The sequence below is a fragment of the Prochlorococcus sp. MIT2308 genome, from assembly GCF_059772345.1.
Map to the genome: position 1 here is coordinate 1,062,564 of NZ_CM186283.1, position 21,094 is coordinate 1,083,657.

The following is a 21,094-nucleotide window of genomic DNA, read 5'->3' on the forward strand; positions in this document are numbered from 1 at the left end:
AGAGAACTCAGTCAACTCAAAAACCAAATCTAAAGTTCAAGCACAACATTAATGACCAGCAGCGGCAAAATCAGAATTTATGAATTGTCCAAGGATTTAAGCCTTGACAATAAAGATGTGCTGGACGCAGCTCGTAAACTTTCCATAGCAGCTAAGAGCCATAGCAGTTCTATAAGCAGTGTTGAAGCAAATCAAATCAAAGATTTTCTAAAAAAAGGCAACAGAAAAAAAATAATTATTGAACCTAGTCAAAAATTAGAAAAAGAAATTCTTTCCGTTAAAAAAAATCCTGTCAAAACTCAAAAGAATCAGAAGCCTGAACTTAAGCAAAATTCTCCTGAACCATCAGTTAGTTCAAGAACGAAGTTAAATATACCTTTAAAGCCAAGTCAACCTTCTGTAAAAACTCAAGAATTGACTAAATCCGATAATTCAAAAAATTTAAAAAATAAATTTCCCGGTCAACAACAGAAAATAACAGCACCTGCTAAACCAAATAAACCACTTCCCCCTAGGCCAAGACAAGAAATTAAACAAACTATTTCTAAGCCCTTAACTCAAGCTGAAAGGGAAATTCCCCTAAATGAACTAAATAAAGAAAACAAAAACGTAAATCAATCAAAAAGGCCTGAATCAGCTAAAAAGCCATTTATCCAACCAAAACAAACTTACAGACAGGAACCTAAGAGGCCCATAGCACCAAGCAGACCAAAGATAAATATTCAAGATAAAAAACAATTAGAACCCATCAACGACAAGACAAAAGCCAGACTCAATCAAAGTGGCATTTCTCCTCAGAAAGTAGCCCCAGGAAATTTACAAAGAATCAAAAGTCAAAACAAACAGGCTTCGCCCTCAAGAAAGCCACATCCACCAACTAAAGGAAATACTCTTGAACTTGTAGGAGCCCCCATAAGAAGAGAAAAACCTATAAATAAACCTCAGACTAACGAGGCAAGGACTAAACCAATAATTCCATCAAGACCTGGAGCGCCAAAACCGCCAGTTTCTTTAAATCGTCAAGGATTATCAAATCGACCTGTTTCTAATAACAGAGCAGGTGGAGGAGGATTAAATCGGCCTGGTTCACAAAATAGGCAAAGCCCTAGTCGAGGTGGAGTAGCCAATCGACCTATGCAAGGTCAAAATCGTCCAGGATCTAATAATCGATCTGGAGGACCAATCCGTTCTGGATCTCCAAATCGAGGCGGTCTGCAAAATAGACCTGGAGTTCCTAACAGGGTAGCTGGTGTTTCAAACCGTTCTAACAATCGTCCAGGTGTTCCATCTGGGATCAGAAAGCCAGTTGCACCAAGTGAGTTAATGCAACTGCAAAAGCCTCAAGCGAGGCCAAGTGCTCCTCAAAGGAAATCTGATTCTTCAACCAGTCCTAAACCGAAACGAGAGAACCAAACTGGAGCCAGGCCACCAGTTAATAGGCCAACCCCATCCGCTCCTAAGAAGCCCGCTCATAGACCAGGTGGCACGGCAGCTCCTCCCAGAAGAACAGGCAGGCCTGATTGGGATGACAGCGCAAAGTTAGATGCTTTAAGAAATAAATCTCCTCAAAAACAGCGCCAGAAAGTCCACATTATTGGAGAAAATGATGATGCTCTAACTGCTGAGACAAGTGGATTTGCAGGAGAGCAACAAGCAGTCGTTCTTTCAGCAAGCTTGGCTCGACCATCGAAGCCGAAATCTGGAAAGAGAAATAATAGCAAGCCTTTAACTGCTCTTAAAAAACGTAAAAAAGAAACAACTCGTCAAAGGCAAAGAAGACGTGCAATGGAACTAAGAGCTGCTAGAGAGGCAAAGCTTGTAAGACCTGAAATGATTGTTGTCCCAGAGGACAATCTCACAGTTCAAGAACTTGCTGACATGCTGAGTGTTGAAAGTTCTGAAATTATTAAATCATTATTTTTCAAAGGGATTACTGCAACCGTCACTCAATCACTTGACCTGGCAACAATCGAAACAGTTGCCGAGGAATTCGGTGTACCGGTTCTTCAAGATGATGTTGAAGAGGCTGCGAAGAAAACAGTTGAAATGATTGAGGAGGGCGATTTAAAACATTTAATAAGAAGACCTCCGGTTGTTACTGTGATGGGTCACGTTGATCATGGAAAAACATCTTTGCTAGACGCCATAAGAAAAGCGAGAGTTGCAGCAGGAGAAGCTGGGGGGATAACTCAACACATTGGTGCTTATCAAATCGAAACTCAACATGATGGATCTACGAGGAAACTAACCTTCCTTGACACTCCTGGACATGAAGCTTTTACTGCAATGAGAGCCAGAGGAACAAGGGTTACAGACGTAGCGATTTTAGTTGTTGCAGCTGATGACGGCGTTAGGCCTCAAACCCTTGAAGCTATTAGCCATGCAAGAGCAGCAAAAGTACCAATTGTCGTAGCAATTAACAAAATTGATAAAGAAGGATCCTCTCCCGACCGTGTAAAACAAGAGTTGTCAGAGCAGGATCTATTGTCAGAAGAATGGGGAGGAGACGTAGTTATGATTCCCGTTAGTGCCATTAAAGGCGAAAACATAGATAAACTTCTAGAGATGGTTTTGCTCGTAACTGAGGTAGAAGACTTACAAGCAAACCCAAACAGATTGGCTAAAGGTACTGTGATTGAAGCCCACTTAGACAAAGCAAAAGGGCCTGTTGCAACATTACTAGTTCAAAACGGCACCCTCAAATCTGGAGATGTAGTCGCTGCTGGTCCAGTGCTTGGCAAAGTTAGAGCAATGGTAGATGAAAATGGATCCCGGATTAAAGAAGCAGGTCCATCTTGTCCTGTCGAAGCTCTTGGATTCAGTGAAGTACCAACAGCGGGTGATGAGTTCGAGGTTTACCCAGATGAGAAGGCCGCAAGAGCAGTGGTTGGAGAACGAGTCACGGACGCAAGGGCCGCAAGACTTGCGCAGCAAATGGCTTCCAGGCGAGTTTCACTTTCATCTATGTCTGGACAAGCAAGTGAGGGGGAACTTAAAGAATTAAATATCATCCTCAAAGCTGACGTTCAAGGAAGTTTAGAAGCAATACTTGGTTCTCTAGAACAGCTTCCTAAAGATGAAGTCCAAGTGAGAGTATTGCTTTCAGCTCCAGGCGAAATTACTGAGACTGATGTTGACTTAGCAGCGGCATCGGGCGCAGTTATAGTTGGATTCAACACTTCAATGGCATCGGGCGCCAAGCGCGCAGCTGATGCAAATGGTGTTGACGTGAGAGATTACGAGGTTATTTATAAACTTCTAGAAGATATTCAATTAGCAATGGAAGGTCTTTTAGAACCAGAAATGATAGAAGAAGCTTTGGGTGTAGCTGAGGTTAGAGCAATATTCTCAATTGGCAAAAGTGCTGTTGCTGGATGCTACGTAACCAATGGAAAAATACAACGAAATTGCCGGGCCAGAGTCAAAAGAGGCAAGCAAATCGTTTTTGAAGGCGATCTAGATTCACTAAAAAGAAATAAAGATGACGTAAAAGACGTTTCAACAGGGTTCGAATGCGGGATAGGTTGTGATCGCTTTGCAAACTGGGAAGAAGGAGATCAAATAGAAGCCTTCAAGCTTGTAACCCAAAGAAGAAAATTAACTAATTAGCTTGGCTTGTTAGTTACCACCCCACACTAACCTCAATAAATTTAATTATTAAAAACCTGAGAACTAATTCGCGTCCTCTTTACTCCTATCTTTAAACAACAAAAAGCCGAGAATTAACAATGCTGAACTTTGGATTGCTAGATCATTAAGAGAGACAGTATCGCCCGCAATCAAATTTGTAAGCATGATAAATAAGCCTAAGGCCGCTGATCCAAAAAGTGCTATCCAAACAGCTCTTCTCAATCCCCGATAAGGATTTTTAGTCTCCTTCAACAGTCGAGCTCTTAAATTAGGATCAAGATTGGATGCAGGCTTATTAGAGTTGCTCAAAAATAAAATTAAAGATGATAACTTTATTCTAGTGCCGATGTAGCTCAGGGGTAGAGCAACTGATTCGTAACCAGTAGGTCGGTGGTTCAATTCCACTCATCGGCATAAAAAATCAAAATAATTGATGTGACGTTCTTTAGAAATGAATATTGAAAACCTTTGGCTTTATCCAAGGGGAAAAAATCCTCATCAAAAACCAAGTATTAGACTTGAAAGAAACAAGCCCATTACTTATTAAAGTTTTTAAATTATCTTGTTTTTGCAAGATTTTGAATGACAAAAATCACAACTTAATTAATCTAAAACTATACGAAAAAGATAAAACTATAAAGATGAATAATCTCAGACCTATTTTCACTACAATAATAATCTCCACATCATTTTTAGTGATCGGATGCTCAAGTAATTTCCAAAGGAACAGAACTCCTGCGCTTTTTGAAACGAAAGCAGAAGCCGAATCAGCAACAAAAGATTTCAATTGCACCGGAACTCATAAAATGGGAAATAAATGGATGCCTTGTAAAAGTCATGCAAATCATGAAGAGGCAGAAAGACATGATTCTCATAATGGCCGTCGCCATCACCACTAATATTTTTAGATAATGAAAAATTCAACTAATACTAGTCAGGACAATTCAGACGGCTCATCGCATTGCGGAAGCAAACCAAAGAAAATTGCATTTGGAATAGCACCACTCGGATTTATATCCATTGGAATTGTTCCAATGGGAATTATTTCTATTGGTATTGTTCCCATGGGTGTGGCTTCCATAGGCATAGTAGCTATGGGAGTATTAAATGCTTCAATAGTGGGAATGGGAATATTTTCAGCAGGAATAACAACTATGGGTCTAAAGATATGGAGTCCAGAAAATAATGCTATTCAGGAGTCAATAAATCGTTCTCATGGTCCTTCTTCAAAAAACATATATGCTTATCCAACTAAATCTCAGGCAGAAATCGAAGCAAAAAAGCTTGGATGCATTGGTGTTCATAAGATGGGTCAATTGTGGATGCCATGTGCAACCCATATCAATCCTGACCAATAATTAAGCTATTAAATTTAGAGCTTTATTAGAAAACAAAAAATATTAAAACAAAAATCTATCCATTCTTTGGTAGCACAATCAATGAAATTACACAAAGAACACTAATTAGAGGTCCAGGAGGCAAATTCAAAATCATAGCGAGCGAAAAACCTATGAGCGATAAAACTAATCCAAATATTGAAGATCGAACCATAGCAATCCAAAGAGATTTAGCTTTCTGTAGCCCCAACAAAGTTGGTGTTGAAAGTAAAGCAATCACTAGAATGACACCCACTGCTGACATTGAGCTGACAATTACAAGTGCAGTTGTAAAACCAAGAGCTAGATTTAAAAAAGATACATTAACTCCGCTTGAAGCAGCGCCTTCAGGGTCTAAACCAATATGCACAAGTTTATCGTAACCAAAAACCAATAAGGAAATAAATGCCAAAAAAGCAATCAAAGTTCTCAATAAATCACTAAAATTTGCAGTTAATAAATCTCCAAATAAAACAGCCTCCAAATCAATCCTGATCCCAAGTAGAGGTATAAGAAGAACACCAAGTCCCATGGAGCCAGCAAGAATTGTATTCATCACAGCTTCATAATTTTGATTTTTTTTATTTGTCAAACTTTCTGCTGCAATAGCTCCCACTAAGCCACTGATGACACCACCGATAGATGGATCCATACCTAGCGCCATAGCCAAGGCAAGTCCAGGCAGAACACAATGTGAAATTAAATTAACTTGAAGCAGCCTTTTATGAGTAATTAATACACTCCCCATAGCAGGACACAGCACTCCTGAAAAGGAAGTTATCAAAAGAGGAATTATCCACCAATTTGTATTGACAAAAGACATTAAGCAAATGATTCAGTATGGTCAGGTAGAAAGATCAAATTAAGATCTTGATAATGAGTACCAAAAAGCCTGAGATCTCCAAGCGACAAGAACAACTGCTCAATGAACTTAGGAGATGTACCGATGAACTGAGCGGACAAGAACTGCATAGAAAACTTCATAATGGTGAAAAGGCAATGGGTCTGACCACTGTTTATAGAAACCTGCAAGCACTAGTCAAGCAAGGTTTGATCAGATCGAGACATCTTCCTAATGGTGAGGTGCTTTATGCTCCAGTTGAAAGAGATATTCATCATTTGACTTGTGTAAGTTGTGGAGAAACTACTCGATTACAGGGATGTCCTGTCAAAACAGTAGATATATCAAAAAAAGTGTCTAATAAATTTGAACTGTTATTTCATACCCTTGAATATTTTGGAATCTGCCAGAATTGTTCTAGAGAATTGAATGCTTGATAAGCTTAAATGATTATTTATCACACTTATATTTTCCACCTCAGATAATTAATTGAACTAAGTTTTTCTTGAACTTCTTGAGGGTTACCAGAGGCCAAGATAATCTTATCGAGAACAATAACCTTGTCATAAGCATTCAAAGATGTACCCCAATCGTGGCTACTGACAAAAACTGTCAAACCAGAATCGGCTAACTGACGAATAATTATCAGGAAATCTTCTTTTGCCGGTGGATCAAGCGCAGAACAAGGTTCATCAAGTAAAAAAATAGTGGCTGGATTCATCAAGGTTTTAGCAAGTAATGCTCTTTGTTGCTGACCACCTGATAAAGCATCTAACCTTCTCTTCGCTAGGTGAGATATTCCAACACGTTGGAGGGCAGCCTCAAGCTCACAACAAGTGGATTTCGAATGATTCACTCTACCTAGAGAAACTAATCCTTCAACAGTTATGGGAAAACTCCAATTTAACTTTCCCCTTTGAGGCATTAAAGCAACTTGAGCTCGATTATTAATTAATGGTTTTCCACCAACCGTGATTTCTCCTTGATCTGGTCTGCTGCTCCCTTGCAGCAAGCTTAATAATGTGGACTTGCCTGCACCATTAGGGCCAACAAGAGCAGTCAAAGTTCCTGGTTCCAGCTTAAGAGAAACTTTATTCAAAGCAGGTGGGATTTGAGTTGAATAAGAATATGTAAGATTTTCAGCAATCAAACAAGGCATCAGTTAGAGGATTTGCTGACAAAAAGTTATTATATACTTGTCAGGGCAAAACTAAAACGATTATCATTTTCAAGTATTTAAGTGTGAGGAGACTTTGAAACTTTTTCAACGTTTATTGGTAGCTCCAGCAGCTTTGGGCCTGATGGCTCCTGTTGCAGTTAACGCAGATACTGCATTCTCATCTACAACATCTCTTTCTGGTGGTGCTTATTTCACTGTTGGTTCTGTTTCTGACGGCGGAACTACAGATACAGAAGAAGAGCTTTATATGCAATATGCATATAGCCTTGATGTTTCTTCTAGCTTCACAGGAGAAGATCTTTTCTACGCAGGCATTGAAGCAGGTAATGCTAGTGGTCCACTCGCAAGCATGGATAGTGCTGTAGAAGACGGTGCAACTCTAAAAATATCTTCCCTTTTCTATGCTTTTCCCGTAGGAGATCTAGAAGTAACTGCTGGTCCTGTGGTTGCCCAGGATGACGTTCTTGCTGCCACAACTTCAGCATACTCAGGAAGTTTCAGGTTGGGCGCAATGCCTTTCTCTGAAGCTGGTGAAGAAACTGGTCCTGGTGTTGCTGTTGCTTGGTCTAACGACAACGGCGTAGTTGCTTCTGCTAGCTTCATATCTCTTGGTGGTACTGACGCAACCAAAGGTATTAATGCTGATGATGCTGATGATGTTTCAACTTTCACTCTTGGCTACAACGGAGACGGCTTTGGTGGCGGTCTAGTAATCGCTTCTAACGACGGCGATGCTGGAGCTGGATATGACACCTTTGGTGGTGGTATCTACTACAGCCCAGAGTCAATTGATGCGACATTCAGCGTTGCTTATGACACAAATGATCCAGAAACTGGTGCTGATGCAACTGATTTGTTCATCGGTGTTGACTACGAAGTTGGTCCTGGAACATTAAGTGCTGCTTACAACACAACTGATGTTGATGGTAGTGATTCTTTAGATTCAACAGGATTTGAAGTTTCTTACACTTATGCATTGAACGACAATGTATCAATCACTCCTGGTTTCTTCACAGTAGAAGATACAAGTACTGGTGATGATGATTCTGGTGTTGTTGTTGAAACTGCATTTAGTTTCTAACCCTATCAAAAGTCTAGATTTAAGACTATGCAATAAGCTTCTGCCCATTAGGCATAAGCTTATTGCTTTGATTTGCTCAATCATGAATTTGCAATTGAGGATTAACTCACTACTAATGCACACGAATTAATCCAAGTTACTTCACCTTTCAAAGCATTCCCTGACATGTAGTAAAACGATAATCATTTCCATTATAATAATTGGGTTTCATTCATAAATTCTGAATGTTTAGAGGTCTTTTGAAATCTGACTCAACAAAAGGATCGGTTGCGAAGTTTCTTCTTGGTGGTTCTCTTTCTGCAGGTTTTGTTTTTACAATCGATGCTAATCAAAGTGCACTAGCAAATTCAAAATCAATTGTTGCTGTAGAGCCATTAGTCTGTGATATTGTCTCCGCAATTGCACCACCTTCAACGCCTGTGACCTGTTTAATCGACAGGAAACAAGATGTTCACGATGTCAAGATCACTCCAAGACAGGCCCAAACTCTAAAAAGTGCCAAGCAAGTCTTTACTCTTGGTTCAGAGATGACACCTGCAATCAAGAAATGGTTAGGTAATCCCTTAACTGTTGTCGTTGGCGTAAGTGCAATAGATATAGATGATCATCACGACGATCATGACGATCACTCAGCTGCAAAGCATGACGATCATGATGACCACGATGACCATGGAGATAGTCATTCAGATGGAGCCTTTGAATGGGGTGGTGTTTTTGATCTTTCAGCAGGGAGCTACACCTGGTCATTCGCCAAAGTCGATGGACAGTATGCTGATCCTGCAATGAAAATGGTTATTCTCAAGTCAGATAATATTGAGGCATCAGAAGACCTTGCTAAAGACTTATTAGGATCCAAAGATTCTGAAGTTAAACGAAATAATGAAAAACTTTTTGCGCAGGAAAAAGCATATTTCCTCTCATTTAATGAGAAGAAAGACGTCACAACATTTACTGTAGAGATCAAAAAAGCTGGTAAATATGCATTCTTTACGGAGCATATGCCTTTTGAGTTTGAAGCCGACGAACATTTCTTTAAGGATGTTTCTGGTGACGATGTTGAACCGATAGCTCAAGTCCCAGATGAAGGTGATCATCATCACCATCACCATGGTGGGCTAGATCCTCATATCTGGCATGACCCTCATAACATCATCAAGATGGGAAATGTCATTTCTAAAAATATCAACAAGAAAATTTCCTTCTTTGACAGAGAAACAAAAAAAGTTTTAGAAGAAAGAACTCAAGCCGTTAATTCTATTTTAGAAAATCTCGACTTATGGATTCAAAAACAAGTTGCCACAATTCCAACTGATCGAAAGACAATCGTTTCTAAGCACAAAGCGATGGAATATTTCGGAGATGCATTTGGCTTAAAAACTTTGAGTCTATTAGATGTCCTTGGAGACTCTTCCAGCCTTAGACCAGAGACTATTTCAATGGTAATAGCTGAGCTCAAAGAAGAAAACGTGAACGTGTTATTCGCGGAGCAAAAGCCTCCTTCCAAGCTATTGAAAAACTTAAGCAGACAAACTTCCACTCCTATCGCAAGAAATCAAATCTTTGTTGATGGTCTAATGCTTAAAGGGAACACTATTTCAGTAGCAGTACACAACACATGCACAATTGTTGATTCGCTTGGTGGAGAATGTGATCAGAGAGAGGGCAATGAACTTGAGGGGGAATGGGATTCCTTAACGAATCCTTGACTTTTAAAGATTTAAGAATGTCTAATTTTAGAAAGATAGACATTCTTAAATCTAAATTGACAGGCAAAAGATACAAAGCTTACAAGCAATACTGGGAAGACCAGGCAGCCTTGGATCAATCACCATGGGATCAAGATAAGGTATTAAGACTTACTATTTTAACTGATTACGATTCAAATCTAAAAGAACTTCAATTTTCAAATCATTCGCTTAAAAAAAAGGATGAGAAACATTTATTAAGATTGAAAGTCCCTTACAATAATCAAGAAGTTGATAACTTTGAATCAAAATCGCTTGAATTATTGGGTATCAAAGAGCATTGGCTAACCGATATCTCTCTTGATAGTTCACATTGTTCAAATCGTTAATTAAAGAAATGAGCAACAAGCAAAAAGTACCAGTGACAATACTGACTGGTTTCCTTGGATCAGGCAAAACGACTCTACTTAATCGAATTCTGAGCGAAGAGCACGGTAAAAAAATAGCAGTTATTGAAAATGAATATGGTGAAGTTGGTATTGATCAAGGATTAGTAATCAATGCGGATGAAGAGGTCTTCGAGATGTCGAATGGCTGCATCTGCTGCACCGTCCGGGGAGATCTTATTCGTGTACTAGGAAACCTCATGAAGAGACGAGACAAGTTTGACTATGTATTAATTGAAACTACTGGTCTTGCTGATCCTGGCCCAGTAGCTCAGACATTTTTCATGGACGATGAAATTCGTGATGAGTTTTCACTTGACGGCATAGTCACACTTGTTGATGCAGCTCACATTGAACAACAACTTGGTCGAAGTGATGAAAGTTCCGAGCAAGTTGCCTTCGCTGACGTCCTTGTTCTAAATAAAACTGATCTAGTTTCAGATGAATCACTCGACAACTTAGAGTCCCGGCTACGCGATATGAATCGTATGGCTCGTGTAATACGTAGTAAACAAGCAGACGTCTCAATTGATACTGTTCTAAATCTCAATGCTTTTGACCTGGATCAAGTACTTCAGCGACGTCCAACTTTTCTAGAACCAGAGTATCCATTTGAGTGGACAGGTGTGTTTTCACTTGAAGAGGGTCGTTATGCGCTTACGCTCGAAGAAGGTCCAGACCCTACCATGTCTCTTGTCCTGTTATTAGACCAAGGCAAGGATGAGTCATCTCTAAACACAGGTGCTGAATCATGCGTAAGACTCTATGCCGAACAAGAACAACCTTTACATCCTGGCTACATAGTCCCCGTGGGGAAGCACGTGAGCCTTCAACTTCAATCAGAAGGTACTAAGTCCTTCCTAATAGACATTGACAAGACAAGGGATATAGGTCTATTCACTCAACATACTGCCGAGGAATTCAATTTAAAAATAACGAAAGGAAGGTCCTCAAATGCTGACGATAAAAATAATGCTCAAAACACCTCCATCATCTCTCCAATTGCTGAGAGAGTTTGGGTAGCAGAACACGAACACGATGATGAAGTAGGTTCGTTCGCTATCGAGCGAGTAGGTGATGTAGATCCAGAGAAACTAAATAGGTGGCTAAGTCGACTCTTATCAGAGAAAGGTGTCGATATATTCCGCACGAAAGGATTTATTAGTTATGCGGGTGAATCGAGGCGAATAGTTTTTCAAGGAGTACACATGCTCTTCACAGCTCAACCTGATAAAGAATGGGGCAATGAACCTCGCCGCAATCAACTTGTATTCATCGGTAGAAATCTTGATGAAGCAGAAATGAGTAGAGAGTTTGATAAATGTCTGGTATAGAAGCATTTAGTCCCAAGGGAATGCTTCATGAAGGTTGGTCTGCCCAAGCTGACGACTACGCGATTGCCTGCGGCTGGGCACTTCAAGGTAAAACTTTTTTAGTAGGTGATGTCGCAGGTGGGCTTTACGCATTTGAGGGAAAATCTGGAAAGCTCATTTGGCAAACAAGAAACACGCATAAAGGTGGATTGCTAGCAATGTCCATTCATCCAGATGGAAATACTTTTGCCACTTCTGGCCAGGATGGACATGTGTATTTATGGGAAAGTCATGAGGGTAAGTCAACTAACAATTTGGAACTTGGGAAAGGATGGGTTGAGCACATCAAGTGGTCCCCAGACGGAAAATTTTTAGCAGTAGTTTTTACTAAATACGTCTATATTTTTGATGAAAAAGGTAAAAAGCACTGGCGATCAGAAGCACATCCCAGCACTGTCAGCGCGATTGCTTGGTCTAATTCAAATGAATTAGCTACAGCATGCTATGGCCAGGTAACTTTTTTTGATGTAGTTAGCGACAAGATCAATCAAAAACTAAAATGGCGAGGTTCACTTGTATCAATGGTGCTTAGTCCAGATGGAGACATAGTGGCATGCGGTAGTCAGGATAATTCTGTTCATTTCTGGCGTCGATCAACCGATCAAGATTCAGAGATGACAGGCTACCCAGGCAAACCAAGCCACCTAGCTTTTGATCAAACTGGCACAGTTCTTGCTACCGGAGGTAGTGATCGAGTAACAGTTTGGAGTTTTAGAGGCGATGGGCCTGAGGGCACTGTGCCAGGAGAGTTAATGCTTCATACTGAACCCATTTCATGCTTGGCTTTCTCACATAGCGGAATGCTTTTAGCTTCTGGCGCGCGCGATGGTTCAGTTTTTTCTTGGTTTCTCCAAAAAGATGGTCAGGGTGATCCAGTTGGTGGTGCATTTGCAGGTGACCTTGTTAGCCAAATCTCTTGGCATCCTGATGACACTGCCTTGGCTGCAATAAATGCAAACGGAGGAGTTACGGTTTGGGATTTCAAGGTTCGGACAAAAACAGTACCTCAAGGATTCGGATAGGGTCAAAATTTCATTTTTCCAATAGATACTCGAGAGCCCCTGGATTGCTATTGGCTAGAAAATCAAAAATTCAACAAGAGGAGTTTTTACTGATGTATAAATATCCCTCATAACTTATATATGTTTATATGCCATCAGGGGACTCAATGAAAAAAACAATTCTTTGGCTTCAAGAATTACTCATTTCAATGGGTAATGCTCTTTTTCATCCTTATAAAGATAACTCACCTCCAAGTTTTGAGGCACAGCCCTTCAGAGATGACCCATATAAAAACCGAGGAATTGCGTAAGTAAAGGTCTTGTTTTTTAATTTCGAAGAGAGGTCCAAATGGGCCTCTTTTTTATTCCCTATTTCCCAGAAGAATAAGTAACGACCGAACCAAAAAGAATTAGATAATGTGCTTTAATACCCTCATGAATACACCGATTAAGAAGAAGTTAAGCACTAGTAATCCTGGCGTTAACTTAAAAAAAACTGACAACAAAAAACCCACCTGGCATTTTGAAGTAGAAGGTAGCGGTCAGAGAAAGAGATACTTAAGATCTCTCAAAGACAAGACTGCAGCTTAAGTTTTAGCCTTTTTACTAAAAATAAGTCAACTAAATAAACTCCACTTCAGGCCAATCACTAGGGGCAAATTCCATTTCAAATTTTTACTAAATTGGTTCTTTCAAGCGATTTAAATTATCCCAAGATCAAAAAACCTTGAAAAAATTCGAATGAATTTAATAGCTAGTTATAGAAAGAAAGGTTTTGAATCTGTTTCAGATGGAGTGATGTCTTTTTTGATCGTCGCACAGACTTGCATCGTGATGGAGTCGCCTTCAGTAATGGGGCAAACAATTATTCAGATCCTGCAAAGATTTCTACTGATATCAGCCTGATAGCAATAGATCGAACTGATCTGGAATCATTTGCTTTGTCTGAAGTAATAACTAGAGGAGTCAATGCTGGTCTTCAAAAATACGTTCAAGAACGACCACTTTTTAGCGAATGTGCTCCTGAAAAATCTCTCTTTGTTAATCCCATTTTCAACTTACAACGTTACGCTCCTGGGGAAGGTTTTAAGAAATGGCACTGCGACTGGACTATCAGCGAAGAAACGACCGAACCAGTTCACAGAGTTTTAGCATGGATTTTGTATTGTAATGATGTCGATTCAGGAGGAACAGAGTTTCATTGGCAGGAACATCATGAGACAGCTGAACCAGTCAAACTAGTTATTTTTCCCGCAGGTCTCACACATATTCATAGAGGCCGTGTAAATAAGGTTCATCCAAAAACTATTGCGACCGGATGGATCAATGCCGGATCAAGAGATTCATTCATTTCCAGACTAGCTCGACAGCAAATTACTAATTTTATTCGTTTACTAAATCATGAATTTAGATCTAAATTGATAATAATTTTTAAAGAAGCTTCAACAGATTGGGAATATGTTGTGTATTATTCAACAACGTTCGACTTAATTTGAGTCGCAGTTGGATTCAAGCCATGGAACGGGGACTTGAACAATAAACATCACTTCAATGGCTGAGCTAACTTACAGAGGACTTAAGTACACACAAACTAAATCCGCCAAAAAGGGACAAGAATTGCACTTGCAATATTGTGGTCATGAAGTTATGAGCAAGAGAATTCACGAAGCCATGAAAGCCGAAATGGGTTAGATAATAAGTCATACAACTATTAAAAGTTCAAAGTCCAAATGATCAGATAGATCAAATATGTATTCGCTGTTACTAAGTATCTTTTAATAATGTAATTAAACATACATCTTATTTAATTGTTAATAACGAAAATAAATTGATCTTAATTTGTGTGAGGACACAATGAAGCTTTTTCAACGTTTATTGGTAGCTCCAGCAGCTTTGGGCCTGATGGCTCCTGTTGCAGTTAACGCAGATACTGCATTCTCATCTACAACATCTCTTTCTGGTGGTGCTTATTTCACTGTTGGTTCTGTTTCTGACGGCGGAACTACAGATACAGAAGAAGAGCTTTATATGCAATATGCATATAGCCTTGATGTTTCTTCTAGCTTCACAGGAGAAGATCTTTTCTACGCAGGTATCGTAGCTGGTAATGCTAGTGGCCCACTTGCAAGCATGGATAGTGCTGAGACAGGTGATCTAGATGTTCAGTCTTTATTTTATTCGTTCCCTGTTGGCGATCTAGAAGTAACTGCTGGTCCTTTGGTTGATCAGGATGATGTTGTTGCTGCGACACCATCTGCTTATTCAGATGCATTCAGACTAGGCGCTATGCCTTACTCTTTGGCTGGGAACGAAACTGGTCCTGGTGTTGCTGTTGCTTGGTCTAACGACAACGGCGTAGTTGCTTCTGCTAGCTTCATATCTCTTGGTGGTACTGACGCAACCAAAGGTATTAATGCTGATGATGCTGATGATGTTTCAACTTTCACTCTTGGCTACAACGGAGACGGCTTTGGTGGCGGTCTAGTAATCGCTTCTAACGACGGCGATGCTGGAGCTGGATATGACACCTTTGGTGGTGGTATCTACTACAGCCCAGAGTCAATTGATGCGACATTCAGCGTTGCTTATGACACAAATGATCCAGAAACTGGTGCTGATGCAACTGATTTGTTCATCGGTGTTGACTACGAAGTTGGTCCTGGAACATTAAGTGCTGCTTACAACACAACTGATGTTGATGGTAGTGATTCTTTAGATTCAACAGGATTTGAAGTTTCTTACACTTATGCATTGAACGACAATGTATCAATCACTCCTGGTTTCTTCACAGTAGAAGATACAAGTACTGGTGATGATGATTCTGGTGTTGTTGTTGAAACTGCATTTAGTTTCTAACCCTATAAAGTTAAACAAAAGCCTCCTGTTGAATCAGGAGGCTTTTAATATATAGAAAACAAATTTCAGACTTTTAATAAATAATAATAACTAATATTATTCAAGATATTTTTTATTTTTTCTTGAATTGGATTTAAGTTGATTGGATTTGATTTGCGCTTCATATGCATCGATTTTCTCTATTCTCACAAAATCTTCATATGGGTTCGAAAGATTACTTCTTTTCATGTCTTTGATGTTTTATATAAAATTTATGGGTAAAAATTGAGCATGATTGTCTCTTTTATGCAGATTTATCACTTGTAAAGCCCCTATTAAGGCTCTCTTTAAATCATCTCATTTGATGAGTAATACGATGCCCATTGGGATAGAATTAATTAAGATTTACAATGGTTTCGCTTGTAATCACCTTTTCATTTTCGTTATCAATATCTTGAGAATAATCAGTCTTGTTTTGATTAAATTGTATAAAAAATAATTTGACTAAACTATTAAAAACTGCAAATTCATTGATTGATGTCCGTAATGAACAAAGTGATGTTTTTCTAACAAAATTATCCAATCAGAAAGATTAACTTTCTTAAACTATTTTTCAAAATCAGTTATTAATTCAAGTTCAATTCCTCATACATAAAAAAGACAGCTAATTTAGCTGTCTTTTTTATCTAAAAATTAATTTTGTCTATTTTTAACTTAGAAATATTTAAACGGGAAAAATATTTTATCAGGGCCTGCAAGCATAACTGAAGCAGCAATAAGAGCAGTTACTACTTGAACACCAATAAATTGTTTTTGGAGATATTTATATGAACCAGTTTCAGAAAGCTCAACTGATGGTTCATTCTCAGGTAATCCATAATAATAAATTTGAGAAATCTGAAAAAAGATTACCAAGCCTGCTATTGCAGCTAAAGGATTAAACCCGCCAAATGTGATTGTTGAAAAAGGAATTGTTGAGTAAACCATTAAAAAAGGCATTGCTCTGAACTGCTTATCATTACAGCATTAATTTGAGAAAATGCTTAATTCGCTAATAGACTGAAATCTAAAACTAATTAAAATTCAAAAAATACAATCAATCGAGTTGCAGACAGCTTTATTTTGAAAGGCATGAAAAATTCAGGTTAACTATTTTTAGGTCTAGCTTTTGTAACCCTAATAGCTCTTCCCATCCATTCAACATCTTGAAGATCATCGATTGCTTTTTGTTCTTGAGCATCATCACCCATATCAACAAAAGCAAAACCTCTTTTTCTTCCTGTTTCCCTTTCTAATGGAAGCTTACAATTAGTAACTTCACCATAACTGCTAAAAACACCAACAATATCTTCGATCTCAGCATCAAATGAGAGATTCCCTATGTAAATAGTCATTGGGTAACGGACCTATGAAGAAATAATGAATGGTCCGAAAAGGGGAAAACCTCAATGATTTGGCTAATAAGCAAAACTTGAAGAAAGCTATTTGGATAATTCATTTATGACTCTAGATCTTTTTCTCCCAAAAAGGACAAAACAAAAATATGCTTTATCGTCCTGTAAAATTATCCAATAGAATTATTTATCTTTTTGACTCAAGTAACTGTTGGAGAAAACGAAGGCATCGAATCAGCACTTCGCCGCTTTAAGCGTCAAGTTTCCAAGGCCGGCATCTTTGGAGAATTAAAGCGCCTGCGTCATCATGAAACTCCTGTTGAAAAATATAAGCGTAAATTGCAACAAAGACGTAGAAGCAGAAGAAGATAAATAAAATTAGAAAGTTCTACCTGGGTAATCAAATGCAAAGAGAAAACTGTTGGGTTTGGTTCAAAGGTTCAATCAAAGATGGAGGGATATGGAAGGGAGGATTCACTTATCAAAAAGATTGCAATCCTGGAGTGCTTATTCAAAATCCAGGATATGTACAATGTCGAGTACCTGACTGGAGAATTAGCACTACAGAGCCACCAGATAAAACAATAGGGCCAAAAATACCTGAAAATTCTGTTTGGAAAATTTTATAAATTCATGAATCATCTCAAACTTTTTCACTGAATTTCTAATGCAGATCCACACCAAAAAGAGGAGCTAGATACTTAACAATAGCTGGAGTGATTAATAAAACAGCTATCAATCTAAATGCATGGATTGCTGCTACGGCAGCTCCTACTCCAAGATCTGCTCCAACTAGACTCATTCCGAGGGTCCCTCCAGGAGCAGAACCCAACAAAGCTATTAATGGATCAATTCCAAACAAACGTACTACCAAAAACCCAACCAGGAGACCTGTAAGAATCAAAGTAAAAGTAATTACCAAAGCTGGCTTCCAAAGAGTTTGTAGCTCTGAAAGAGTATCTCGATTAATTCCAGTGCCAATAACGGTGCCTACACCAATTCCAAGCAAAGTTTTGGTACCCATCGGCCATTGAGCAGGTTCAAATTGACCACTTATGCTTAAGCATCCTGCCGCCAAAATCGAGCCCAGAAGAGGAGCCGCAGGGATACCACTCAGAAGCATCAAACTTCCAAGAGCAGCGCCACTTAGCATGTATATAATCAAAGTCATTGGAGGATTCATAATCCAATCGTCAAAGCAATAAATTTAGTCTGGTCTATTTTTTGTTTTTTAAATCAATTGATCAATATCAATTAAAAAAGCTTCAATAAAAACTTTTCCTTTAAATTAGTTGTTGATCATCAAAATTGAAAAAAATATAAAAACGCCTCCATAACTAAGTTTTGCCTAAATTTTAAATGGGCTTGAGTTTTTTTGGTTCTAACCATTAGTCTAAATTTCATTCAAAAAGGTCAACAAATTGTTAGTGTTTGTCTTAAAATGATTATTTTTCGTTGTCAATAGATGTCCTGATGAGAGCAAATCTGACTACTGAGTTAAAACTTCTTGGACCTAAACCAAGGGCAAAGATCTTGTACGTCAGACTCCCATGTAATCCTATTTTCCCTATCGGACCAATTTATCTAGCAGATCATGTACATAAATGCTTTCCGAAAATTCAACAATTAATTATAGATTTAGCTTCATTACCAATTTTAGATGTCGAAAGAATATTGATAAATAGTATTAAAAAATTTAAACCAACACTACTAGTTTTTTCATGGAGAGATATACAAATTTATGCACCTGTAGATGGAAGAGGTGGAAATCCATTACAAAATTCATTTGAAGTTTTTTATGCTCGAAACCCTCTCAAGAAAATTCGCGGTGCTTTAGGTGGTTTTCAACTATTAAAAAGTCATTATGGAGAGATATGGAGAAACCAAAGATTAATTAGAAAGGGATTAAAATATGCAAAGAAATATAATCCAAATGCTAATGCAATCGTAGGCGGAGGGGCTGTTAGTGTTTTTTATAATCAATTAAAAAATTCACTTCCCAAGGGTACTATCATCTCTTTAGGAGAAGGAGAGCTTTTAATAGAAAAATTAATAAGAGATGACTCAATAATTGATGAAAGATGTTTTATTGTTGGCGAGTCTCCAAGAGAAAAATTGATTCATGAGAAGCCAAATAACATGATTAAAACAGCATGTGATTATGACTATATTCAATCTATCTGGCCTGAATTTAAATGGTATTTAGATGGTGGCGACTTCTATATTGGAGTACAAACAAAAAGAGGATGTCCACATAATTGTTGTTATTGTATCTACACAGTTATTGAAGGTAAAAAAGTAAGAATCAACCCAGTAAGTGAGGTTATTAAAGAAATCAAACAACTTTACAACCTTGGTGTTCGCGGCTTTTGGTTTACTGATGCCCAATTCATACCTTCCAGAGGACATATTCAAAACGCCAAAGATATTCTTCAAGCTATATGTGATGAAGGTTTGAATGATATTCATTGGGCCGCATACATAAGAGCTGACAATTTAGATGAAGAATTAACAGAGTTAATGGTTAAAACAGGTATGAGCTATTTCGAAATTGGAATAACTTCTGGATCTCAAGAACTTGTCAGAAAAATGAGAATGGGATACAACTTAAAAACAGTTCTGAAAAATTGTGAACTTTTAGCAAAAGCCGGTTTTAATTCACAGGTTTCAGTAAATTATTCATTCAATGTTATAGACGAGCGTCCAGCAACAATAAGACAAACAGTTGCTTACCATAGAGAATTAGAGAAGATTTTTGGTGCTGATATTGTTGAGCCTTCTATATTTTTTATAGGACTTCAGCCACATACTCTACTCGAGGAGTATGGACTAAAAAAAGGCTTATTAAAACCTGGGTATAACCCCATGAGTTTAATGCCTTGGACAGCAAGGAAACTTCTCTGGAATCCAGAACCAATGGGCAAAGAATTTGGAAGAATTTGCTTGGAGGCCTTTGATAAAAATCCAAATGATTTCGGTAGAACTGTTATGGACTTATTAGAAAGAGATTATGGTGTTTCTTCGCTGGACGAAGCATTAACTGTCGAAGCTAAAAACCGACCGGTTCTAGAAAAAAGTCTTCGTTGAAAGAATATAGTAATTAACAAAATTATTATCCCAATTACACTTCCAATTGGATTCACCATATTTTTACTTGGTCCTATTAAAAAATAAGGAGTATCAATAGAAAAACTTACCATTCCCGAATCAATAAGATACCAAATACTAACTAATCCTCCATGCAAACCTACGCATCCCCATAACGACCCTCTATCAGTATTTCGTTTTAAAGTTAGAACTATTCCAAATAAAAACAGACCACTCAAGAAAGGAATTAAAGCTAATAAACCAATATCAGATCTATAATGTGCAAGACTAAAAATTATAGATTGAAAAATCATTCCTCTTCTAAAACCATACAGAAGAACCATTTCCTCCATTAACCATCCACGAAAAATTATCTCTTCAGCAAAAACAATACCCACTATTAATAATATTGCATTTATTAGTTGATCAAACTTGATATAGTCAGTTCTATCAATCCAGCCACATAATAATAAAAATAGAAAAAGAATAATTATTAAAAAAACTGAAAAGATAAATCCACTAAGAAATAGTTTAAATGATGCAAATTTATTTTTAAAATCTAATCCTATAGATAGCCATAAGTGATCAGTTTTCCATCTAATTTTTCCCCAACTTGGTAAAATACTTAGAAATAATATAAATGTAATTATAGTACCTATGATACTTAACTTATTGGAAGTAATATCTCTATAAAAAAAGGAAAAAAATTGACTAATAAACCACCCTGCAGGATATAGAAACAAAAAAAGAGTGAATGTTGGTATCCATTGCATCTTTTGATGCAACCATCTACGCCAAAACCTGTTAATTAATGATTTCAGCTTTCTGATTCTATAGAACTTGTTAGGCCTTTTGCCTTTAAAGATTCAGAATAAAATTCAGCAGGTTCTAAATCACAGATGATAACAAGTCCGATACCAGTTTTATGCGTTTCCAACATAATACTCAAGGCATCCTGTTCACTTAATTGTGGGACAACCTGCCTTAAAGTTTCAACAACATAATCCATTGTATTAACTGGATCATTGTGAAGTAAAACCTTATACTTGGGTGATGTTTTTCGAACTCGCTGAACTTCCCGATCAATAACCGCAGTATCACCATCTGTTTTATTTGTAGAACTAACCATAATTAAACTGCCAGGATGAACAGCACTTTTTAAAAA

Annotated in this window: 22 protein-coding genes, 1 tRNA gene and 2 pseudogenes; 17 read left to right on the top strand and 8 right to left on the bottom strand. The window is 38.0% G+C overall.

Annotation, left to right across the window (positions count from 1 at the left end; translation table 11 throughout):
• Nucleotides 1–51: 51 nt before the first annotated feature.
• Nucleotides 52–3,609 carry a translation initiation factor IF-2 gene (gene infB / locus AC6EIW_RS06300; RefSeq protein ID WP_498519870.1) on the top strand — a complete coding sequence of 1,186 codons (3,558 nt, stop codon included), beginning with the start codon at nucleotides 52–54 and terminating at the stop codon, nucleotides 3,607–3,609.
• 63 nt (nucleotides 3,610–3,672) lie between these two features.
• On the opposite strand, the gene AC6EIW_RS06305 is transcribed toward infB, so the two are convergent.
• Entirely contained in the window at nucleotides 3,673–3,939 is a 267-nt protein-coding gene (locus tag AC6EIW_RS06305) for a DUF3493 domain-containing protein (protein WP_498519871.1), read from the bottom strand.
• Between the two features lie 33 nt (nucleotides 3,940–3,972).
• Here AC6EIW_RS06305 and AC6EIW_RS06310 point away from each other — a divergent pair.
• The 3 genes from AC6EIW_RS06310 to AC6EIW_RS06320 all read left to right on the top strand — a co-directional run bounded on the left by AC6EIW_RS06310 (nucleotide 3,973) and on the right by AC6EIW_RS06320 (nucleotide 4,988).
• A tRNA-Thr gene (locus AC6EIW_RS06310) sits at nucleotides 3,973–4,044 on the top strand.
• 227 nt (nucleotides 4,045–4,271) lie between these two features.
• Complete coding sequence (locus AC6EIW_RS06315) at nucleotides 4,272–4,529, top strand: DUF3721 domain-containing protein (RefSeq protein WP_498519872.1); 258 nt, start codon at nucleotides 4,272–4,274, stop codon at nucleotides 4,527–4,529.
• A gap of 12 nt (nucleotides 4,530–4,541) precedes the next feature.
• Nucleotides 4,542–4,988 carry a DUF3721 domain-containing protein gene (locus AC6EIW_RS06320; protein ID WP_498519873.1) on the top strand — a complete coding sequence of 149 codons (447 nt, stop codon included), beginning with the start codon at nucleotides 4,542–4,544 and terminating at the stop codon, nucleotides 4,986–4,988.
• Nucleotides 4,989–5,043: 55 nt separating this feature from the next.
• Here the strand turns inward: AC6EIW_RS06320 and AC6EIW_RS06325 are convergent, their stop codons facing one another.
• The gene (locus tag AC6EIW_RS06325; protein ID WP_498519874.1) at nucleotides 5,044–5,829 is read right to left on the bottom strand and encodes a metal ABC transporter permease; all 786 of its coding nucleotides are present in this window, start codon (nucleotides 5,827–5,829) and stop codon (nucleotides 5,044–5,046) included.
• A gap of 53 nt (nucleotides 5,830–5,882) precedes the next feature.
• On the opposite strand from AC6EIW_RS06325, the gene AC6EIW_RS06330 reads away from it, so the two are divergent.
• Nucleotides 5,883–6,284: a Fur family transcriptional regulator gene (locus AC6EIW_RS06330; protein WP_498506107.1), complete on the top strand. Its 402-nt coding sequence runs from the start codon at nucleotides 5,883–5,885 to the stop codon at nucleotides 6,282–6,284.
• Nucleotides 6,285–6,310: 26 nt separating this feature from the next.
• On the opposite strand, the pseudogene AC6EIW_RS06335 reads toward AC6EIW_RS06330, so the two are convergent.
• Nucleotides 6,311–6,916: pseudogene (locus tag AC6EIW_RS06335) on the bottom strand (ABC transporter ATP-binding protein); the annotation flags it as partial.
• 184 nt (nucleotides 6,917–7,100) lie between these two features.
• On the opposite strand from AC6EIW_RS06335, the gene AC6EIW_RS06340 reads away from it, so the two are divergent.
• The 9 genes and pseudogenes from AC6EIW_RS06340 to AC6EIW_RS06380 all read left to right on the top strand — a co-directional run bounded on the left by AC6EIW_RS06340 (nucleotide 7,101) and on the right by AC6EIW_RS06380 (nucleotide 15,469).
• Entirely contained in the window at nucleotides 7,101–8,108 is a 1,008-nt protein-coding gene (locus AC6EIW_RS06340; protein ID WP_498519875.1) for a porin, read from the top strand.
• Nucleotides 8,109–8,332: 224 nt separating this feature from the next.
• Entirely contained in the window at nucleotides 8,333–9,814 is a 1,482-nt protein-coding gene (locus AC6EIW_RS06345) for a metal ABC transporter substrate-binding protein (RefSeq protein ID WP_498519876.1), read from the top strand.
• 17 nt (nucleotides 9,815–9,831) lie between these two features.
• Nucleotides 9,832–10,182: a hypothetical protein gene (locus tag AC6EIW_RS06350; RefSeq protein ID WP_498519877.1), complete on the top strand. Its 351-nt coding sequence runs from the start codon at nucleotides 9,832–9,834 to the stop codon at nucleotides 10,180–10,182.
• 8 nt (nucleotides 10,183–10,190) lie between these two features.
• Complete coding sequence (locus AC6EIW_RS06355) at nucleotides 10,191–11,573, top strand: CobW family GTP-binding protein (protein ID WP_498519878.1); 1,383 nt, start codon at nucleotides 10,191–10,193, stop codon at nucleotides 11,571–11,573.
• The gene (locus AC6EIW_RS06360) at nucleotides 11,561–12,634 is read left to right on the top strand and encodes a WD40 repeat domain-containing protein (RefSeq protein ID WP_498519879.1); all 1,074 of its coding nucleotides are present in this window, start codon (nucleotides 11,561–11,563) and stop codon (nucleotides 12,632–12,634) included. Before AC6EIW_RS06355 ends, AC6EIW_RS06360 begins: the two co-directional genes overlap by 13 nt.
• Nucleotides 12,635–12,780: 146 nt before the next feature.
• Complete coding sequence (locus AC6EIW_RS06365) at nucleotides 12,781–12,924, top strand: hypothetical protein (RefSeq protein ID WP_011295192.1); 144 nt, start codon at nucleotides 12,781–12,783, stop codon at nucleotides 12,922–12,924.
• A gap of 124 nt (nucleotides 12,925–13,048) precedes the next feature.
• On the top strand, nucleotides 13,049–13,204 hold the full coding sequence (locus tag AC6EIW_RS06370; RefSeq protein ID WP_498519880.1) for a hypothetical protein: 156 nt from the start codon (nucleotides 13,049–13,051) through the stop codon (nucleotides 13,202–13,204).
• Between the two features lie 150 nt (nucleotides 13,205–13,354).
• A pseudogene (locus tag AC6EIW_RS06375) lies at nucleotides 13,355–13,977 on the top strand (2OG-Fe(II) oxygenase); the annotation flags it as partial.
• A gap of 490 nt (nucleotides 13,978–14,467) precedes the next feature.
• The gene (locus AC6EIW_RS06380) at nucleotides 14,468–15,469 is read left to right on the top strand and encodes a porin (protein ID WP_498519881.1); all 1,002 of its coding nucleotides are present in this window, start codon (nucleotides 14,468–14,470) and stop codon (nucleotides 15,467–15,469) included.
• Nucleotides 15,470–16,162: 693 nt separating this feature from the next.
• On the opposite strand, the gene AC6EIW_RS06385 is transcribed toward AC6EIW_RS06380, so the two are convergent.
• Nucleotides 16,163–16,435 (bottom strand): hypothetical protein, encoded by a 273-nt coding sequence (locus tag AC6EIW_RS06385; RefSeq protein WP_498506120.1) that lies wholly within the window; start codon nucleotides 16,433–16,435, stop codon nucleotides 16,163–16,165.
• Between the two features lie 158 nt (nucleotides 16,436–16,593).
• Nucleotides 16,594–16,842, bottom strand: a complete 249-nt coding sequence (rbp, locus tag AC6EIW_RS06390; protein WP_498461518.1) for an RNA-binding regulator — start codon at nucleotides 16,840–16,842, stop codon at nucleotides 16,594–16,596.
• Between the two features lie 195 nt (nucleotides 16,843–17,037).
• On the opposite strand from rbp, the gene rpsU reads away from it, so the two are divergent.
• Together rpsU and AC6EIW_RS06400 are read left to right on the top strand one after the other, a co-directional pair.
• A complete protein-coding gene (rpsU, locus tag AC6EIW_RS06395) occupies nucleotides 17,038–17,214 on the top strand; it encodes a 30S ribosomal protein S21 (RefSeq protein ID WP_011295405.1) in 177 nt (58 codons plus the stop codon).
• 32 nt (nucleotides 17,215–17,246) lie between these two features.
• Complete coding sequence (locus tag AC6EIW_RS06400) at nucleotides 17,247–17,471, top strand: hypothetical protein (protein WP_498506121.1); 225 nt, start codon at nucleotides 17,247–17,249, stop codon at nucleotides 17,469–17,471.
• A 35-nt stretch (nucleotides 17,472–17,506) separates the two neighbouring features.
• On the opposite strand, the gene AC6EIW_RS06405 is transcribed toward AC6EIW_RS06400, so the two are convergent.
• Nucleotides 17,507–18,025, bottom strand: a complete 519-nt coding sequence (locus AC6EIW_RS06405; RefSeq protein WP_498519882.1) for an AbrB family transcriptional regulator — start codon at nucleotides 18,023–18,025, stop codon at nucleotides 17,507–17,509.
• 290 nt (nucleotides 18,026–18,315) lie between these two features.
• Here AC6EIW_RS06405 and AC6EIW_RS06410 point away from each other — a divergent pair, with 290 nt between their 5' ends.
• The gene (locus tag AC6EIW_RS06410) at nucleotides 18,316–19,929 is read left to right on the top strand and encodes a photosystem II high light acclimation radical SAM protein (RefSeq protein WP_498519883.1); all 1,614 of its coding nucleotides are present in this window, start codon (nucleotides 18,316–18,318) and stop codon (nucleotides 19,927–19,929) included.
• On the opposite strand, the gene AC6EIW_RS06415 is transcribed toward AC6EIW_RS06410, so the two are convergent.
• Entirely contained in the window at nucleotides 19,851–20,702 is an 852-nt protein-coding gene (locus tag AC6EIW_RS06415; RefSeq protein WP_498519884.1) for a CPBP family intramembrane glutamic endopeptidase, read from the bottom strand. The genes AC6EIW_RS06410 and AC6EIW_RS06415 overlap by 79 nt on opposite strands.
• Nucleotides 20,703–20,746: 44 nt before the next feature.
• Nucleotides 20,747–21,058 carry an ATP-dependent Clp protease adapter ClpS gene (clpS, locus tag AC6EIW_RS06420; protein ID WP_498521621.1) on the bottom strand — a complete coding sequence of 104 codons (312 nt, stop codon included), beginning with the start codon at nucleotides 21,056–21,058 and terminating at the stop codon, nucleotides 20,747–20,749.
• Between the last annotated feature and the right edge of the window lie 36 nt (nucleotides 21,059–21,094).

Coding starts and splice junctions, on each gene's coding strand:
- infB (WP_498519870.1), top strand. CDS start 52: ATGACCAGCAGCGGCAAAATCAGAATTTATGAATTGTCCAAGGATTTA.
- AC6EIW_RS06315 (WP_498519872.1), top strand. CDS start 4,272: ATGAATAATCTCAGACCTATTTTCACTACAATAATAATCTCCACATCA.
- AC6EIW_RS06320 (WP_498519873.1), top strand. CDS start 4,542: ATGAAAAATTCAACTAATACTAGTCAGGACAATTCAGACGGCTCATCG.
- AC6EIW_RS06325 (WP_498519874.1), bottom strand. CDS start 5,829: ATGTCTTTTGTCAATACAAATTGGTGGATAATTCCTCTTTTGATAACT.
- AC6EIW_RS06330 (WP_498506107.1), top strand. CDS start 5,883: ATGAGTACCAAAAAGCCTGAGATCTCCAAGCGACAAGAACAACTGCTC.
- AC6EIW_RS06345 (WP_498519876.1), top strand. CDS start 8,333: ATGTTTAGAGGTCTTTTGAAATCTGACTCAACAAAAGGATCGGTTGCG.
- AC6EIW_RS06350 (WP_498519877.1), top strand. CDS start 9,832: ATGTCTAATTTTAGAAAGATAGACATTCTTAAATCTAAATTGACAGGC.
- AC6EIW_RS06355 (WP_498519878.1), top strand. CDS start 10,191: ATGAGCAACAAGCAAAAAGTACCAGTGACAATACTGACTGGTTTCCTT.
- AC6EIW_RS06360 (WP_498519879.1), top strand. CDS start 11,561: ATGTCTGGTATAGAAGCATTTAGTCCCAAGGGAATGCTTCATGAAGGT.
- AC6EIW_RS06365 (WP_011295192.1), top strand. CDS start 12,781: ATGAAAAAAACAATTCTTTGGCTTCAAGAATTACTCATTTCAATGGGT.
- AC6EIW_RS06370 (WP_498519880.1), top strand. CDS start 13,049: ATGAATACACCGATTAAGAAGAAGTTAAGCACTAGTAATCCTGGCGTT.
- AC6EIW_RS06380 (WP_498519881.1), top strand. CDS start 14,468: ATGAAGCTTTTTCAACGTTTATTGGTAGCTCCAGCAGCTTTGGGCCTG.
- AC6EIW_RS06385 (WP_498506120.1), bottom strand. CDS start 16,435: ATGGTTTACTCAACAATTCCTTTTTCAACAATCACATTTGGCGGGTTT.
- rbp (WP_498461518.1), bottom strand. CDS start 16,842: ATGACTATTTACATAGGGAATCTCTCATTTGATGCTGAGATCGAAGAT.
- AC6EIW_RS06400 (WP_498506121.1), top strand. CDS start 17,247: ATGCAAAGAGAAAACTGTTGGGTTTGGTTCAAAGGTTCAATCAAAGAT.
- AC6EIW_RS06405 (WP_498519882.1), bottom strand. CDS start 18,025: ATGAATCCTCCAATGACTTTGATTATATACATGCTAAGTGGCGCTGCT.
- AC6EIW_RS06410 (WP_498519883.1), top strand. CDS start 18,316: ATGAGAGCAAATCTGACTACTGAGTTAAAACTTCTTGGACCTAAACCA.
- AC6EIW_RS06415 (WP_498519884.1), bottom strand. CDS start 20,702: ATGCAATGGATACCAACATTCACTCTTTTTTTGTTTCTATATCCTGCA.
- clpS (WP_498521621.1), bottom strand. CDS start 21,058: ATGGTTAGTTCTACAAATAAAACAGATGGTGATACTGCGGTTATTGAT.